Below are 15,982 nucleotides of genomic sequence, written 5' to 3' on the forward strand. Positions count from 1 at the left end.
AGAAATAATAGTTGTTACATCTTATAGAAAGTGAAATTATGGAAGAAAAGAAAAACATTCGTGAGTTAGCTATTCAGTATTTCGAAGGAAGAATCCTGCGCCAAGACGAGAAACTACTGTTTGCGTATGTCGGGCAAAGCGAAGAAAATCGTGCGACATTCAGACAATGGGAAAAGGAGTGGATTGCATCAGGCATTTCAGATTCCGGAACAATCGGAGAATGGGAAATTTTGCAGCGCAAGATTCGCACTCAAGAAGCTATTATCCCGATGCTTACTGTTTCAAAATTCCGGTCATCCGTATGGCGGCAAGTTGCTGCGGTTGCGGCTATCGTGATTCTGACCATAGGAGGCACCATAGGTATTTGGCAGATTTCTTCCTCATTAAAGCCGGAGACGTATTTTGTATGTGAAACTCCTTATGGAGAGAAGAGCAAAGTCGTTCTTTCTGATGGGACAGTCGTTTGGCTTAATGCAGGTTCCACACTGAAGTATTCGAACAAGTTTAATACGGCCAATCGTAAAGTCGAATTGAACGGTGAGGGATATTTTGAAGTCACAAAGAAGGAGGGAGCTACTTTCATCGTACAGACACATGGATATGACGTAGTCGTAAAAGGAACGAAATTCGATGTATCCGCATATGCGGACGATCCGTTTATTTCCACCACTCTGCTCGAAGGGTCGGTCGAGTTGAATTATAAGGGGACTCCGGTTATGATGTCTCCTGGTGAATCAATAAGATTGAATGTAGAAACCGGAAAATTTGTCCGTACCCAAGTAAATGCCTCACAATCAAAAGCATGGGCGGAGAATCGTATAGAATTTGATCATATCACATTAAAAGAACTAGTCGCAAAACTATCCCGGCAATATGATGTGAATATTCGATTGGAATCGGAGTCGATAGGCGATAAGACTTTCCGTATTTCTCTGCGAAACAGAGAAACGATAGGAGAGGTGATGACTGCTTTGCAGGAGATCATCCCGATAACTATCGAACGTATAGATAAGGATATATATATCAGAGAATAATTTCTATTTAGTAACAACTATTATTAAATTAAATCAGGAAGAACTATGAACAACCGAAAGAACTTATTACGGTTACTTCTTTTCGTTTCATTGAGCTTTGTTGCAGTAATTTTAAATGGTCAAACAGTGAGTAAGACATTTAAAAATGAAGCTTTGAAAACGGTATTGAAAGAAGTGGAAAAACAAACTGGATTATCTGTTATTTATAAAACAGACGAGGTAAATGAGAACAAGATGATTACGGCAACATTTAAAAATGCTTCGATAAATGATGTCTTGGATAAAATTCTTGATGAAGGCTTGATTTATAAATTGCAGAATAAAATGATTGTAATTTCTAAAAGTAACCAACAAAAGCAATCAAAAAGTGGAGAGAAAAAGAAAATTTCCGGAACGGTTGTAGACGAAAATGGTACTCCTATTATTGGAGCCAGTGTCCAAATTAAAGGTGAAGCGCAAGGAACAATTACCGACTTTGATGGTAAATTTGTTTTGTCAGATGTGCCGGAAAAATCGCTATTAACTATTTCTTATATCGGATATTTGACAATAGACATTGCTGTTACTGATGAGAAACTTTCAAAGATAACCATGATAGAAGATAGTAAGTTGATTGACGAAGTTGTAGTAGTAGGTTATGGAAGCATGAGAAAGCAGGATGTCACTACTTCCATTGCAAGAGTAGGGGGGAAAGACTTGAAAGACATGCCTGTTACAGGATTTGACCAGGCTATTGTTGGTAAAATGGCTGGTGTTCAAGTAACTCAGACTTCTGGAAAACCTAACAGTGGTGCTACTATTCGCGTGAGAGGTACAGGTACTATTACAGCAGGGGCAGAGCCGCTATATGTGGTGGATGGAGTACCATTGGAAAGAGCTTCAAGTGCTTTGGAAACTGTTGATATGAATGATGTGGAATCGATTGAAATATTAAAGGATGCTTCTTCGGCAGCAATTTATGGCTCACGTGGAGCAAATGGTGTTGTAATGATTACTACCAAAAAAGGGGCGAGTGGAAAAGCGAAAGTTAGTTATAATGGTTCTGTTGGTTTTCAAACGCTTTCAAAAAAGATAGATATGTTAGACGCTTATGAATTTGCAGCATTTGCACGTGACGGGCATAATGGTTCGTATTTAACCTCTTATCCTGACGCTAGTCCTGATGACCCTAATGAAGTACGAAAAAAATCTTACGACAAGATTCCACCTGAGTTATTTCCATATTTAGAAGGACAGAAAGGGCTAACAAATACAGATTGGCAAGATGCATTATATCGTACGGCTCCTATTACAAAGCATTCCATTTCTATAAGTGGTGGTGGAGAAAAGACAAAATTCTTTATTTCTGGAAGCTATTTAAATCAATCGGGTATCATTGTGAATTCGGGTTATGAAAGGTTTGGTGCTCGTCTCAATTTCACTTATAAAAGTGATAAAGTGGAATTAGGTGTTAATTTTTCACCGTCTTATTCGATAGAGGACAGAGTGGATAGTGATAATAATAAAGGAGTGGTAATTAATGCATTAATGATGCCACCTGTATGGCCGGTATATAATGAGGACGGTTCATATAATTATATGGGAAACGGATTTTGGAAAATAGGTACTGACTATCAGCATAATGCTGTTTTAAATCCTGTCGCAATGGCTAATCTGACAAAAGATCAGGTGACTCATGCTAATTTATTAGGTAACTTCTATTTTCAGTGGGAGATAATTAAAGGTTTGAAGTATAAGTTTTCAGCTGCCACTAATTATAATTATTTTTATAATGAGTATTATCGTTCGTCCGAATTGCCGTTACAGGGAGAGAAGTATTTTCAATCACCATCAAACCCCGTAGCTAAATCCAGTGGAACGTACTATTTGAACTGGCTTATAGAAAATACTTTAAATTATCAAAAGAACTTCAATGGTCATAATTTAAATGCTATCATTGGATTTACAGCTCAAAAAGATATGATGAAGAAGCATTCTGTACAAGCTACGGATTTTGTGAATGATTTAGTGCAGAATGTAGCCGGAGGAATTGTTTCTACAGGTGGAGCAGATTCACAGGCATGGGCATTGGCTTCTTTCTTGGCACGGGCACAATATGATTATAAAGGAAAATATTTATTGAGTGCTGCTATACGTTCAGATGGTTCGTCTCGTTTCGGGAAGAATAATCGTTGGGGATATTTTCCGTCAGTCTCTGTTGGATGGCGTATCATTTCTGAAGATTTCATGAGAAATCTTCCTTGGGTTAGTAATCTGAAATTACGTGCTAGTTATGGTATATCCGGTAACTTTAGTATTGGAAATTATGAACATATTGCTATGTTGAAATATAATCAATATGTATTGGGCACGGGTGAAGGTAGTTTAGTATCAGGTTTGCGTCCGTCGCAGATTTCAAATGATGATTTAGGATGGGAAAAAACTCGGATGTACAATGTTGGATTAGACATCGGTTTATTTGACGAACGATTGACATTTGAATTTGATATGTATCAAAGTAACACCTACGATCTATTGTTAGACGTACCTATCCCTCAGATTACGGGATTCTCAGATATGCGCAAGAATATTGGTGAAGTACGTAATCGTGGTGTTGAATTTACGATAGGTACCCATCACAATTGGAGTGGGTTCAGATGGGATGCAAGTTTTAATATTGCTGCCAATAGGAACAAAGTTCTTAAACTTGGCCCCGAAGATGCTCCGATCATCACATCTGCGGGCGTTAGCCATGCATATTTTAAAACAGAAGTAGGTCAGCCTATCGGCAATTACTTTTTGTTGGTTCAGGATGGAGTATTCAAAAATCAGGCAGAGCTAGATGCATATCCACACTTCTCAAATGCAAAAGTCGGTGATTTCAAATTTGTAGACGTTGATGGAAATGGTGAAATGGATTTGGATGATGACCGCGCAATTGTTGGCAATTATATGCCGAAGTTTACATATGGATTTATGAGTTCATTTGCATATAAAGGGATAGATTTGTCATTCAACTTGCAAGGTATTTAGGGAAATAAAATTCTTAATCTACAAAGGCGTTATATAGCTAATATGGAGGGAAATGTAAACAGTATGGTCATTGCTTTAGACCGTTTTCAATCAGTGGAAAATCCGGGTAACGGACAGGTGAACAGAGCAAACCGTAAGTCAACCGGTAACAATTCACGCACATCTACATGGCATTTGGAAGATGGTTCTTATCTTAGAATGCAAAATATTACTTTAGGATATACATTGCCTAAGAATTTTGTACAAAAGTTCGGATTAACATCATTGAGACTTTATTTTTCCGGTCAGAATTTATTTACGATAACCAATTACTCCGGTTATAATCCGGAAGTAAGTAACTATAATTCTAATGGTTCCTTGACTCCTGGTGTGGATTATGGATCATATCCGTTATCTAAGACTTATTCGTTTGGTTTGAATGTTAGCTTTTAATAAATACATGAAATTATGAAGAATAAATTATTGATAGTATGTGCATTTTTCTGTTTGAGTTCTTGTGAGGGCTTCTTAGATTTGTCGCCGGAATCTCAGCCTAATGCTAAAGAATTTTATGTAACTGAAAATGATTTTAATAGTGCGGTAATGGCGTGTTACCAGTCGCTTCGGAATTATCCGACAATCGTTCTTGATGTATTGGAGTATCGTTCGGATAATATGTTTATGCCAAGTTTTACGTCCGGTTCTCAAGATAAATATGAAATCAACCATTTTCAAGATAACAAGACAAATAGTTTGATTGCTGATATTTGGGAGAAATCGTACAGTGCAATAAGTTGTTGTAATGTGATGATAGATCACATTCAGAATGCAACAATTAATGCCGACAAGAAATTACAATTTGAGGCGGAAGCCCGTTTCATTCGTGCATTTCATTATTTTAATTTGGTGCGTCTCTTTGGTGGAGTGCCATTGGTTGTACATGAACTTTCCGATGGAGAGGCCTTGAAGATGCCTCGGGAGAGCGTAGGCAAAGTTTATGAGCAGATTGAATCCGATCTGATATTTGCTTTACAGTTACCCGATACTTATGATAAATCAGATTTAGGGCGGGTGACATCTAATGCGGCTGAAGCTCTTCTTGCAAAAACTTATCTGACAAATAAGAAATATAATGATGCAAAGACTCATTTAAATAATATCATAATCACAGAGAAATATGATTTGCTTACTGATATAAAGGATGTTTTTGATGTGAATAATGAGATGAATAAAGAGATCTTGTTTGCCATTAAATATAGTAAAACATTGATTGACGGTGGTCATGGAATGTGGTTAAGTCTATCGGATGTAACATTGGGCCATTTTAGTGACGTCCTGAAAGGAGCCTATAATAGTGATGATGCGCGTGCAGGATTTTTGGAGTACAAAAAGAGTGGTTCTGTTTATTTACCGATGAAATATTATGATATTCAGGATGTATCTACTAAAGATGTTGGAAATGATTTTATCGTTTTGCGATATGCAGATATTCTTTTGATGTATGCGGAGGTATTGAACGAAGAATCTTTTGATACGGATATTAACTCAAAGAACAGCGGTTTTTATTATCTGAATAAAGTACGTGATAGAGCAGGGCTACCAAATCTGACATCCTTGGAAGTACCTTCACAATCAGACTTTAAAAAAGCTGTTTTGAACGAAAGATATTTGGAATTTCCATTAGAAGGAAATCGTTGGTTCGATTTAATTAGAACAGGAACGGCAAAAGAGGTCATAAAGGCCGCTTATGATATAGATATTCCGGATTATAGATTGATTTTCCCGATTCCTAGTGCAGAAGTTGAGAAGGTGAATAATCCTAATATACTTCCACAAAATCCTCAATATTAGAAAACTCACTATGTTATATTGGAATATATAGATAAGATAGTTATTTATATATTCCGATATAATTGAAATGGCTGAAACATGATAAATAGAAAATTAGTTGTTTTTGTGAGCTTTTGTATTCTGAGCATTAGTTCATTTGCTCAGACCAGATTAGACAGTATTCGCAATAAACTGTTTGCTCCTGAAAACAAGAATGTATTAGTAGCTTCTCATAGAGGTGATTGGCGAAATGCTTGCGAGAATTCTATAGAGGCAATAGATAATGCAGTAAAAATGGGGGTAGACATTGTAGAAGTTGATTTGGCAAGAACGAAAGATGGACACTTGATATTAATGCATGATTCTAAGTTGGACCGGACAACGACCGGCAAAGGACTGGTTGCAGATCATACGCTGGCAGAAATTAAAGCACTTCAATTGCGAAATGGTTGTCATATAAAAACTATTTATAAAGTACCGACCTTAGAAGAGGCATTACTGTTTGCTAAAGGTAGAGTGATGCTTAATTTGGACAAAGCTTTTGATTATTTTGATCAGGTTTATACCCTATTGGAGAAGACAGGAACGACCGATATGGTAATAATGAAAAGCGATGCTCCGGCAGATTATGTGAAAAAGAACTATGGGAAATATCTAAAAAAGGTCGTCTTTATGCCAAAGATTAATTTGGACGATAAAAATGCAATGCAGCGTTTGGATGACTATTTACAAATAATAAATCCTGTGGCGGTAGAGTTCAAATTTGCATCTGATTTGAACAGATTACCCTATGATGTAAAAAATGCGATGAAAGGGCGAGCACGAATTTGGTATAATACTTTGTGGAATACCCATGCAGGCGGTCACGATGATGATTGCTCTTTAGTTGATCCGGATGAAGGTTATGGCTATTTGATAGATTCGCTCGGGGCTTCTATATTGCAAACAGACAGACCTGCATATTTAATAAATTATTTGAAAAAGAAAGAATTGAAAAAGAAATGGGAATGTATTGAAAATTGGGATTACCTTTCCGTAGAGAATGAATGGACAATGCAAACAAGTCCTAATTTTGATGTAGAAGAAGTATTCTTGAAAGGTAAGCATACTCCTGCTACAAATGAAGATGGGATAATTGTAACTCCCTATTTTGCAGCAGTCATTGATGGAGCTACGGCAAAATCGGAATTGGAGATTGATGGAAAAAAAACGGGGCGTATAGCGATGGAACTGGTCATTGAGGCGATACACGATTTCCCTAAAGATATTGATGCCAATGAAGCTCTGAAAAGGATAACAGAGAAAATACATTCTTTTTATGTTCAGCATCGTTTGTTGGAAGAGTTGGAGAAAACACCCGGTAGCCGTTTTACTGCCAATGGAGTGATTTATAGTTATGAAAAGAATGAAATATGGCAAATCGGGGACTGTCAGTGTCTTTTTGGTAATACTTACTCTTCAAATGAAAAGGAAATTGACGCTATAATGGCTAATGCGCGTGCGGTAGTAAATGAAATAGCTTTGTTAAATGGTGCTACACCGGATGATTTATTGAGCAATGATCCAGGGCGTAATTTTATTTATCGTTTTCTCCAGCAGCAAGCTATACTTCAAAACAATCCTGATAAAAATCAACCATATTCTTTTCCGGTTTTTGATGGTTTTCCCATTAATATGCATCAGGTACGTATTTTCTCCATAGGAAATCATACACAAATAGTCTTGTCGTCTGACGGCTATCCTTGTTTGTTTCCGACTTTGAGGGAATCAGAATGTTATTTGATGAATATCTTGGAGAATGATCCTCTTTGTATGCGCCAATATAAAAGTACTAAAGGTATTAAGAAGGGAAACTGCTCCTTTGACGATAGAGCTTATTTAAAAATCAGAATCAATAGATAAAAATACTGAAACAATATGAGAAAGTTATTCATTTTTAGTTTGTTGCTCATTGCTATTTCGGGGATAAATGCTCAGAATAGAAAGTTACGTGCGAATTTGTTAGATAAAAATAATCATTCGGTGATGGTGGTTTCTCATCGTGGTGATTGGAGAAATGCACCGGAAAATTCTTTGCAAGCAATACAAAATTGTATTGATATGGGAGTTGATATGGTCGAAGTTGACTTGAAGAAAACGAAAGACGGACATCTCATTGTGATGCATGATCAAACAATTGATCGCACAACAACAGGAAAAGGGAAACCGGAAAATTACACTTTGGAAGAATTGCGGCGTTTTCGTCTAAAAAATGGAGCAGCTCACAAGACTACTCATCTTATTCCTACTTTAGAAGAAGTCATGTTATTATGTAAGGGCAAAATATTAGTCAATATTGATAAGGGGTATGATTATTTTAAAGAGGCTTATTGTATTCTGGAAAAAACGGGAACAGTTGACCAATGTGTTATCAAAGCTGGACTTCCCTATGAACAAGTAAAAGTGGAGAACGGGGAAGTATTGGATAAAGTGATTTTTATGCCAGTGATAAATTTAAATAAGGAAGATGCTGAAAAAATAATAGATAGTTATCAGAAACATTTGAAACCGATAGCTTATGAATTAGTCTTTGATAATGATGAAAAAGAGACTCTTCGATTGATTCAGAAAGTGCGTGATAGTGGCGCAAGGCTTTTTGTTAATTCTTTGTGGCCTAAACTCTGTGGCGGCCATGATGACGACCGTGCAGTAGAACTTCATCAGCCGGATGAAAGTTGGGGGTGGATAATTGCCCAGGGAGCCAAGCTAATTCAAACAGATCGTCCTGCTTTATTATTGGAGTATTTGCGTAACAAGAAACTTCACGATTAAACGCACTTCCTTCATGTTGAAACAACTAATCAATTTTTACAAGGTCTCTTCACCGAGACCTTGTAACGGAGAAACTTTGTCTTCATCCGATGCCCGCCGTTTGAAGTTTCTGAAATGGTCTACCTTCCTTTCTGCGACTTTTGGTTACGGTATGTATTATGTGTGCCGTCTTAGTCTGAATGTCGTAAAGAAACCTATTGTAGATGAAGGCATTTTTTCGGAAACAGAGTTAGGCATCATAGGTTCCGTATTGTTTTTCACCTATGCCATCGGGAAATTCACGAACGGTTTCCTTGCCGACCGTAGTAATATCAACCGTTTTATGACTACCGGTTTATTGGTAACCGCTTTGGTTAACCTCTGTCTCGGTTTTACTAATTCTTTTATCCTGTTCGCTATCCTTTGGGGGATTAGCGGCTGGTTTCAATCTATGGGAGCAGCCTCTTGTGTAGTAGGGCTTTCCCGTTGGTTCACGGACAAAGAGCGCGGTTCATACTATGGCTTTTGGTCTGCGAGCCATAATATCGGCGAAGCGTTGACTTTTCTGATAATAGCCTCAATTGTCAGTGTGTTGGGCTGGCGGTATGGTTTCTTCGGAGCCGGTATAGTGGGATTGATAGGAGCGTTGATCGTCTGGAAGTTCTTCCATGATACTCCCGAAAGCATGGGATTTCCTTCGGTGAATGTTCCCAAACAGAAAAAGGAAATGAGTGAGACAGAAACGGCTGATTTTAATAAAGCACAGCGTCAGGTATTGCTGATGCCTGCCATTTGGATACTGGCTCTTTCGAGTGCTTTTATGTATATCAGTCGTTATGCTATCAATAGTTGGGGCGTTTTTTATTTGGAAGCTCAAAAGGGTTACTCCACCTTGGATGCCAGTTTTATCATTTCTATTTGTCCGGTCTGTGGCATAATCGGTACTATGTTTTCAGGTGTTATTTCCGATAAGTTATTTGGTGGACGTCGCAATGTTCCTGCGTTAATTTTCGGGTTGATGAATGTGTTTGCTCTTTGTTTGTTTCTCTTAGTTCCGGGAGCTCATTTTGGGATAGACGTGTTGGCAATGGTTCTTTTCGGTTTAGGTATCGGAGTTTTGATCTGTTTTCTGGGTGGTTTGATGGCAGTGGATATTGCTCCCCGTAATGCGTCGGGTGCTGCATTGGGAGTAGTTGGTATTGCCAGTTATATCGGTGCCGGATTGCAGGACGTGATGAGCGGTATACTGATAGAAGGGCAAAAGACTGTTCAGAATGGAGTAGATGTTTATGACTTCACCTATATCAATTGGTTTTGGATTGGTGCTGCTTTGCTTTCGGTGTTGTTTGCTTTGCTGGTATGGAATGCAAAATCAAAAGAAATGGATTAAAGTGAGTACATTAGGTTAGAATATAAGTCTTTGTTTTCGAGGTATTAGACACCATTCCGGGAAGTAAGTAATGATTGCTTATCTTTCTGGAATGGCTTTTTTATAATCAATTAAATAGAAAGTTTTATGGAAAATTCATTGAATGATGAATTATTGTGTTCATTGAAAGACGAACTTCGTGAAGTAACCGCACAAATCAATGTGCATAGTGAAAAATTAATGGATCTGCTCGACCAAAAAAAAGAATCGTCAGTCAACTGACTCGAGAGATGTCGCATCTCACGCCTGTCATCATCGAGTATCGGGGAAATCCGAAGCAATATGTCTCTGTTGTGCTCGATGCCATCAATCTGGGTAGGTTGACGTATGACGGAGTAGCAAATTGCGAACAGACTTTTCGTGCGTTAGCAAGCGTTGTAGATGTGATAAGCCCTAAGAATGGGAAAACGCTTAGTGTAGAGACGCTGGTGTCTTATGAGAAGAAAAAGCGTGCTGGAGAATTTGAGGAAAAATAATATAAAATAAAAAGACGATTGTTGTATAGTTGAACAACAATTCGTATATTTGCAGTATGGAAAAGAAACGTAAGATCCGTACATACGGAGGTTACTTTGAGGCTTTCATGGAGACTTTAACCGAAAAGGAACAAGATAAAATCCAGTATGGACTACTCTTGTTGAAAACACAAGAAAGACTCTCCACTAAATTTGTAAAATTTGTTCAGGACGGAGTTTTTGAACTTCGTACAGAATATAATGGTAATATATAACGGGTATTTTTCATTTTTGATGATGGAAATATTGTAGTGTTGTTTAATGGCTTTCAAAAGAAGGCGCAAAAAACACCGGGTAGTGAAATAGATAAAGCATTAAAAATAAAGGAGGAATATTATGCAGATAAACAATCATCAAATAGTAGATTATGACGCTGTTCTTGATGCGAAATTTGGAGCAGAAGGTACTCCCGAACGTGCGGAAGCAGAAGAAAAAGCGTATGCTTTCTACACCGGGCAAATTATCGAAGACGCAAGGAAAAAGGCTAAGATTACTCAAGCAGAGTTAGCCCGGCGTATCGGTTCCGACCGTTCTTATATTTCAAGAGTGGAAAGTGGTCAGACAGAACCTAAGGTTTCTACTTTCTATCGCATCATGAATGCGTTAGGTTGTAGGATCGAATTTTCGATGTCTTTATAAGAAGCGAATCTTTTTATCCATAATTACAAATATCGGAATATAATTTTGAAAATTGGAATTATATTCTTATTTTTGTTGCATGATAAGTGAGTAACTAATGAGAATATTTACAGAACAAGCGTTAAAAGAATATGCAGAGGAGCATCCCGATTCAAAAGTTGCTTTGCAAGAATGGGTTACTATAGTAAAGAAAAGTGAATGGGCTTGTTTCGCTGATATAAAGAAGACCTTTAATAGTGCCGATAGTGTAGGTAACCAGCATTATGTTTTCAATGTTAAAGGGAATAATTATCGCTTGGTAGTAGTGGTGAAGTTCACTGTAAAGTTTGTATATATTCGCTTTATTGGTACTCATAAAGAATATGATAAAATAGATTGTGCTAATATTTGAAAATATGACAAAGATAGAAAACCAAACCCAGTATGAATGGGCTGTAAAGAGAGTGGAGGATCTTCTTCCGTTAGTGAAGGATGATACTCCTTTGAATGACCCTAACAGCATCGAGTTGGAACTTCTTTCTAATTTTGTTGCCGATTATTCAGAGGAACACTTTTCTTTGGGAGAACCTTCGCTTGTGGATGTTCTGAAGCTTCGTATGTACGAAATGGGGCTCAATCAGAAATCACTATCACAACTGATAGGAGTTAGTCCTTCGCGTCTTAGTGACTACATTTCCGGAAAATGTGAGCCGACATTGAAAGTGGCTCGTGAAATAAGTAAAAAACTGAATATTGATGCTAGTATTGTGCTAGGAGTATAACTTCGATTCAGATTAAAAAAACATGGTGGGAAATTTGAAAAAGATAACTGTCTTTTTCAAATTTCCCACCGTTTTTTTGAGGAAGAAAAAGGAAAAGGTGAGGGTAGGTGAGGGTAAATTTCTAACATTCGTATTTTTTTTTAGAAGAAAATAGAAGAATAGAAATAAGAAATATAAAAATGAAAAGTTGCAAAAGTACCCTCACCAACCCTCACCTTTTTGCGTGCGAAGGAGATGAAATCTTATTCATATAGCCTGTTTGATTTCACTTGTTCCGTATCAATAATGAATACAGTGTATCTTCTCCCGTTTTTTCCCTTATGAAATTCGAAGCCGTGTTTGGACATCACTTTTCCTAGTTGGGCTTTGGTTCCGTGAGAATATTGATACCCCGTCCGTTCGCGAATCAATTCCGCAATTTCAGTGACCGTCAGATAATGCACCTTTTCGAAACGTTCCGGTTTGCGGATATGTGTCAACACCAGTTCTTCTTCCGGTGAGTGGAAAATGAAATCCTCGTTGTTCTCTTCAATCCGTGAGTTTTCCGACTGGGTGAACCAATACTGATACCCCGGCTTGTTGAGCAGATACTTGATTTGTGCATACAACTGCGCGTAGTTTATTTTGATAAACTCCATCGAGTCGACATGAAAGCAGAGAAAACGGCGGTTACCTGTGGTGTCGTGAAGCACTTCCTGGTAATTGCATGTGCCGGCAAAAGAAGCCGTATGAGGAAAGTTTTGCGAACGCCGCGCGTATGGCAGGCGGATGCTGATTACTTTGCGGGTAACCAAATCCTTGAAGATATTCAGTTCCCGTCCGCTCATCCCTTCAAATTCATCCAGATTGATAAGCATTGCCTGCGCTATTTTGGCTAGATCATCCTTGTTGCTCGGGTTGATAAGACCGGTAGAAAGATAGGCGCGCAATTCGGGCGGCAGCAGGTTGTTGATAAACGTAGTCTTTCCGATGTTCTGTATTTCGCTGCAAAGCAACAAAACAGTGTGGTTCACCACATCGTCTTGTGTGGCGGCAGCGCACATTCCCACCAGATAACGTTCCAGACATTCTACCCAAAATTTCTGGTGACTAGTATGCACGCTGTTGGCAAGGATACCGATATAATCCGTTCCGTCCCATTCAGGCAGCGAGTCTAAATACTCGCGAATAGGATGGTAGGTGATGCTGAAGTCGGAGTAGATCAGATTCTGAATCGTCTTGACGGTGCACGAATAGCCCAGTTCGTTCATCTCCATCCAAATGCTGTTTTCCATCATTTCGTCGAGAATATGGAAAGGTTCCGGTTGCTCCGTGTCCGTTTTCCTTCTGCGATATTCCATGATATGAAGCACTTCGTTGTAGCGTGTATCGTAATTTTCTTTGATATGTTGCTCAATCTGTAACATTCGCTTCTGCGTACTATTCAGCTTGCGGGTGTCGAATTCCTCGTTGTGTCCGTAAGCACTCCCGATCAGTGCGTCCATTTCATCCGCGGGAAGATCGGTGAACTGGCTCTTGATAAAAGCTGCCGCCTCTTCCTGGGGGACGCCGTAGCGATTGTACATACAAGCCAGGCAATGCAGGTAGTTGTTCCGGTTGCCGGTGACGTACTTTTCGGATTTATTGTGATAATAGTTCAGAGTCACCATTAAGGAAGCGTGCGAGGAATGGTAGTTGAGTGCCACTTGTTCGGTGAGGGGATTGTTGTCTGGTGCTGTCGTCTTTTTCTTTTTGCCGGATGCCCTTTTCTTCTTTTGAGACTTGAAGAACATCGGTGGCTGTTCCACGATGACAGCTGTGGCATCGGGATTGAAATAAATATCCGGATCGTAAGAGAACAGGCAAGTGCGGCTAACATCCTGCCCGGAAGTGTCGACCTCAACTCCGCAGAGCTGGGCATAAAAGGAAGCGATTTTGTGATAAGCAGCATGATGGAAATCTTCAATTTCCTGAATTGTTTCGGGCAATGTCCCGTCTGTCCGGCATACACGTACCACGATTTTCAGTCCCATTCCTTTGGGGCTGATGAAAGCGATGCGGGTGTGGGCACACTTTTTTGCCAGTGCGAGGATGCGTGCCAATGCTTCCTGTGTCTGATGGTCGATGTCTACTACGATGTATCCCAGATACTTGACGAGAGTTGCGTTTGAACGTCCTCCCCGGTAGTTGGCTGAAAAGGTGATTTCCGGTAGTTCTATTTTCTTTTCGTTGGCTGCTTTCTCGCCTTGTTCCGCGAAGATTCGGCGCACGTCCTCCACCGTTTCCCGGTATGTGCCGTTGCTGATGGCCGATACGATTTCTTCTTCTGTCATTTCGGCTATGACGCGGTAAAAGTCTTGAAAGATGGTAAAATGATCCATGTTGGTTTGTTCTTTTTAATTTGCGGTTGCAAAGAAATTTGTTTGTAAAATAATAGAATGGAACTTTTCGTTTTTTTGATTAAGTTCCTAGGGTTCTCCCAAATAGCGTATGATCGTTGCCACTTGCCGGGGAGAGAGAAGGCGGTTGCGGGCACGATAGCCTTCTTGTTCGAGTTCTTGCAGGAGCGGAAGGTTGTAGACAATCCAACGACGTAGTATTTGTAAGGCTACTTTAAGGCATACGTTGGGGTTGTAAAGATGAGCTAGTTCCGACTTTTTATAAGTGCGGATATGAAACGGCTGATCCGGATAATACATGATGAATGGTATTTGGTTTATGCTATAAAGTTACTGAAAATTAATGGCTTATTAAAAGAATAACGTCATTATTATTCATAGAGTATCAGGAAACTTCGTTGGGGAATCCGGAGGATGGAAAATGTGTTATCTTTATGTCGTTAACAAATAAGGAACGCGTTCGAAATGTGTGAAATCTTAAAATTATTTTATTATGGCAATGACAGTAACTTATTCAGTAGTGCCGCGCAAGAATCCTGCCAAAAAGGATGAGTCGGCAAAGTATTACGCGCAGGCACAGGCTTCGGGAGAGTTGGATTTTGAAGAGTTGTGCGAGGGAATCACCAGCCGGTCTACCTGTACGGAGACAGATGTGCGTGCCGCCATTTCGGGTATTCTTTATGAGGCGAAGCGTGCGTTGAAAGCGGGAAGAATAGTCCGGCTGGGTGATTTGGGCAGTTTGCAGATCGGGTTGAACAGTGAAGGAGCTGTGTCGGTCAAGGAGTTTTCAAGTTCGCTGATTACGGCTGCCCATATTATTTTCCGTCCCGGAAAGACGTTGGCGGACATCACGAAGATTCTTAGCTACCAGCAGGTAACGACGCGTGCGGTGGCCCAAACGGGCGGTAGCGGCAATGAAGGAGAAGACGATGACAAAGGTTCCGGTGGTGGTTCAGACGGTGGTGGAAGCGGAGAAGCTCCGGATCCGGCAGCATGATAACTTTAATATTAGATCAAATGAAAGAAATTGTAACTAAGATTTTGGATGTAATCATGTTCCTTGTGCCTTTCTTCGGAAAAAGAAAGCGGAACAGAATTGTGAGAGAGGTGCGCTTCAATGCTACCCATAAGGAAGTGTGTAATGTGAAAACAACGGAAAGGGAGAAGGACGATGAGAAAGATTAGTCTGATTGTGATTCACTGCTCTGCTACCCGTGCTGATCGCGACTTCACGGCGAAGGATGTGGACACTGCCCATCGCTTTCGGGGCTTTTCTTGTTGGGGGTATCATTATTATATCCGCAAGTCGGGACAGATAGAACCGATGAGGGATGAAGATACGGTGGGTGCTCATGCACGCGGTTTTAATGCGATTAGTTTAGGGGTGTGCTATGAAGGCGGACTGGATGAGGACGGAAAGGCAGCGGATACACGTACTTCCTGCCAGAAAGAATCTTTGCATCGCCTGGTGCGCGAACTGTTGCAGCGTTATCCGGATGCAAAGGTGGTCGGTCATCGGGACTTGAGTCCTGACACCAATTATAATGGAATTGTTGACCCTTGGGAGCGGATCAAAGAGTGTCCCTGTTTCGAGGTGAAAGCAGAGACATGGTGA

Annotated in this window: 15 protein-coding genes and 2 pseudogenes; 15 read left to right on the plus strand and 2 right to left on the minus strand. The window is 39.7% G+C overall.

The window, feature by feature from the left end; all coding sequences use genetic code 11:
- Positions 1-38 precede the first annotated feature (38 nt).
- From INE92_RS02415 to INE92_RS02465, 12 genes and pseudogenes are all read left to right on the plus strand, one after another.
- Positions 39-1,034, plus strand: coding sequence for a FecR family protein (locus INE92_RS02415; RefSeq protein WP_008019006.1), 996 nt, complete (start codon positions 39-41; stop codon positions 1,032-1,034).
- Positions 1,035-1,079: 45 nt separating this feature from the next.
- Positions 1,080-4,478 (plus strand): annotated as a pseudogene (locus INE92_RS02420) (TonB-dependent receptor).
- Between the two features lie 15 nt (positions 4,479-4,493).
- Positions 4,494-5,876, plus strand: a complete 1,383-nt coding sequence (locus INE92_RS02425; RefSeq protein ID WP_009040045.1) for a RagB/SusD family nutrient uptake outer membrane protein — start codon at positions 4,494-4,496, stop codon at positions 5,874-5,876.
- A gap of 78 nt (positions 5,877-5,954) precedes the next feature.
- Positions 5,955-7,757 (plus strand): glycerophosphodiester phosphodiesterase family protein, encoded by a 1,803-nt coding sequence (locus INE92_RS02430; protein ID WP_004315633.1) that lies wholly within the window; start codon positions 5,955-5,957, stop codon positions 7,755-7,757.
- A gap of 15 nt (positions 7,758-7,772) precedes the next feature.
- Positions 7,773-8,666, plus strand: a complete 894-nt coding sequence (locus INE92_RS02435) for a glycerophosphodiester phosphodiesterase family protein (RefSeq protein WP_015532732.1) — start codon at positions 7,773-7,775, stop codon at positions 8,664-8,666.
- 13 nt (positions 8,667-8,679) lie between these two features.
- Positions 8,680-10,035, plus strand: a complete 1,356-nt coding sequence (locus tag INE92_RS02440; protein WP_004315522.1) for an MFS transporter — start codon at positions 8,680-8,682, stop codon at positions 10,033-10,035.
- Positions 10,036-10,161: 126 nt separating this feature from the next.
- Positions 10,162-10,296, plus strand: a complete 135-nt coding sequence (locus tag INE92_RS27075; RefSeq protein ID WP_004302294.1) for a hypothetical protein — start codon at positions 10,162-10,164, stop codon at positions 10,294-10,296.
- An 8-nt stretch (positions 10,297-10,304) separates the two neighbouring features.
- Entirely contained in the window at positions 10,305-10,550 is a 246-nt protein-coding gene (locus INE92_RS02445) for a hypothetical protein (protein ID WP_004315521.1), read from the plus strand.
- A gap of 56 nt (positions 10,551-10,606) precedes the next feature.
- Positions 10,607-10,960, plus strand: a pseudogene (locus INE92_RS02450) (type II toxin-antitoxin system RelE/ParE family toxin).
- Positions 10,926-11,228 (plus strand): helix-turn-helix domain-containing protein, encoded by a 303-nt coding sequence (locus tag INE92_RS02455; protein ID WP_004302297.1) that lies wholly within the window; start codon positions 10,926-10,928, stop codon positions 11,226-11,228. Before INE92_RS02450 ends, INE92_RS02455 begins: the two are co-directional and overlap by 35 nt.
- Positions 11,229-11,325: 97 nt before the next feature.
- Positions 11,326-11,619, plus strand: coding sequence for a type II toxin-antitoxin system HigB family toxin (locus tag INE92_RS02460; RefSeq protein WP_004316673.1), 294 nt, complete (start codon positions 11,326-11,328; stop codon positions 11,617-11,619).
- Positions 11,620-11,623: 4 nt separating this feature from the next.
- On the plus strand, positions 11,624-11,989 hold the full coding sequence (locus INE92_RS02465) for a helix-turn-helix domain-containing protein (protein ID WP_015532733.1): 366 nt from the start codon (positions 11,624-11,626) through the stop codon (positions 11,987-11,989).
- 242 nt (positions 11,990-12,231) lie between these two features.
- On the opposite strand, the gene INE92_RS02470 is transcribed toward INE92_RS02465, so the two are convergent.
- Positions 12,232-14,349, minus strand: a complete 2,118-nt coding sequence (locus INE92_RS02470) for a virulence-associated E family protein (RefSeq protein ID WP_015532734.1) — start codon at positions 14,347-14,349, stop codon at positions 12,232-12,234.
- Positions 14,350-14,436: 87 nt separating this feature from the next.
- Positions 14,437-14,667, minus strand: a complete 231-nt coding sequence (locus INE92_RS02475) for a DUF4248 domain-containing protein (RefSeq protein ID WP_004305834.1) — start codon at positions 14,665-14,667, stop codon at positions 14,437-14,439.
- A 193-nt stretch (positions 14,668-14,860) separates the two neighbouring features.
- On the opposite strand from INE92_RS02475, the gene INE92_RS02480 reads away from it, so the two are divergent.
- From INE92_RS02480 to INE92_RS02490, 3 genes are read left to right on the plus strand one after another with little or no spacing between them, the layout of a single operon-like run.
- Positions 14,861-15,364: an HU family DNA-binding protein gene (locus INE92_RS02480; RefSeq protein WP_004305836.1), complete on the plus strand. Its 504-nt coding sequence runs from the start codon at positions 14,861-14,863 to the stop codon at positions 15,362-15,364.
- Positions 15,361-15,552: a hypothetical protein gene (locus INE92_RS02485; protein ID WP_004302306.1), complete on the plus strand. Its 192-nt coding sequence runs from the start codon at positions 15,361-15,363 to the stop codon at positions 15,550-15,552. The genes INE92_RS02480 and INE92_RS02485 overlap by 4 nt, the downstream gene beginning before the upstream one ends.
- Positions 15,539-15,982 (plus strand): N-acetylmuramoyl-L-alanine amidase, encoded by a 444-nt coding sequence (locus INE92_RS02490; RefSeq protein ID WP_015532735.1) that lies wholly within the window; start codon positions 15,539-15,541, stop codon positions 15,980-15,982. Before INE92_RS02485 ends, INE92_RS02490 begins: the two co-directional genes overlap by 14 nt.

This window comes from Bacteroides xylanisolvens, assembly GCF_018289135.1.
Classification (GTDB): domain Bacteria; phylum Bacteroidota; class Bacteroidia; order Bacteroidales; family Bacteroidaceae; genus Bacteroides; species Bacteroides xylanisolvens.

Coding starts and splice junctions, on each gene's coding strand:
- INE92_RS02415 (WP_008019006.1), top strand. CDS start 39: ATGGAAGAAAAGAAAAACATTCGTGAGTTAGCTATTCAGTATTTCGAA.
- INE92_RS02425 (WP_009040045.1), top strand. CDS start 4,494: ATGAAGAATAAATTATTGATAGTATGTGCATTTTTCTGTTTGAGTTCT.
- INE92_RS02430 (WP_004315633.1), top strand. CDS start 5,955: ATGATAAATAGAAAATTAGTTGTTTTTGTGAGCTTTTGTATTCTGAGC.
- INE92_RS02435 (WP_015532732.1), top strand. CDS start 7,773: ATGAGAAAGTTATTCATTTTTAGTTTGTTGCTCATTGCTATTTCGGGG.
- INE92_RS02440 (WP_004315522.1), top strand. CDS start 8,680: ATGTTGAAACAACTAATCAATTTTTACAAGGTCTCTTCACCGAGACCT.
- INE92_RS27075 (WP_004302294.1), top strand. CDS start 10,162: ATGGAAAATTCATTGAATGATGAATTATTGTGTTCATTGAAAGACGAA.
- INE92_RS02445 (WP_004315521.1), top strand. CDS start 10,305: ATGTCGCATCTCACGCCTGTCATCATCGAGTATCGGGGAAATCCGAAG.
- INE92_RS02455 (WP_004302297.1), top strand. CDS start 10,926: ATGCAGATAAACAATCATCAAATAGTAGATTATGACGCTGTTCTTGAT.
- INE92_RS02460 (WP_004316673.1), top strand. CDS start 11,326: ATGAGAATATTTACAGAACAAGCGTTAAAAGAATATGCAGAGGAGCAT.
- INE92_RS02465 (WP_015532733.1), top strand. CDS start 11,624: ATGACAAAGATAGAAAACCAAACCCAGTATGAATGGGCTGTAAAGAGA.
- INE92_RS02470 (WP_015532734.1), bottom strand. CDS start 14,349: ATGGATCATTTTACCATCTTTCAAGACTTTTACCGCGTCATAGCCGAA.
- INE92_RS02475 (WP_004305834.1), bottom strand. CDS start 14,667: ATGTATTATCCGGATCAGCCGTTTCATATCCGCACTTATAAAAAGTCG.
- INE92_RS02480 (WP_004305836.1), top strand. CDS start 14,861: ATGGCAATGACAGTAACTTATTCAGTAGTGCCGCGCAAGAATCCTGCC.
- INE92_RS02485 (WP_004302306.1), top strand. CDS start 15,361: ATGATAACTTTAATATTAGATCAAATGAAAGAAATTGTAACTAAGATT.
- INE92_RS02490 (WP_015532735.1), top strand. CDS start 15,539: ATGAGAAAGATTAGTCTGATTGTGATTCACTGCTCTGCTACCCGTGCT.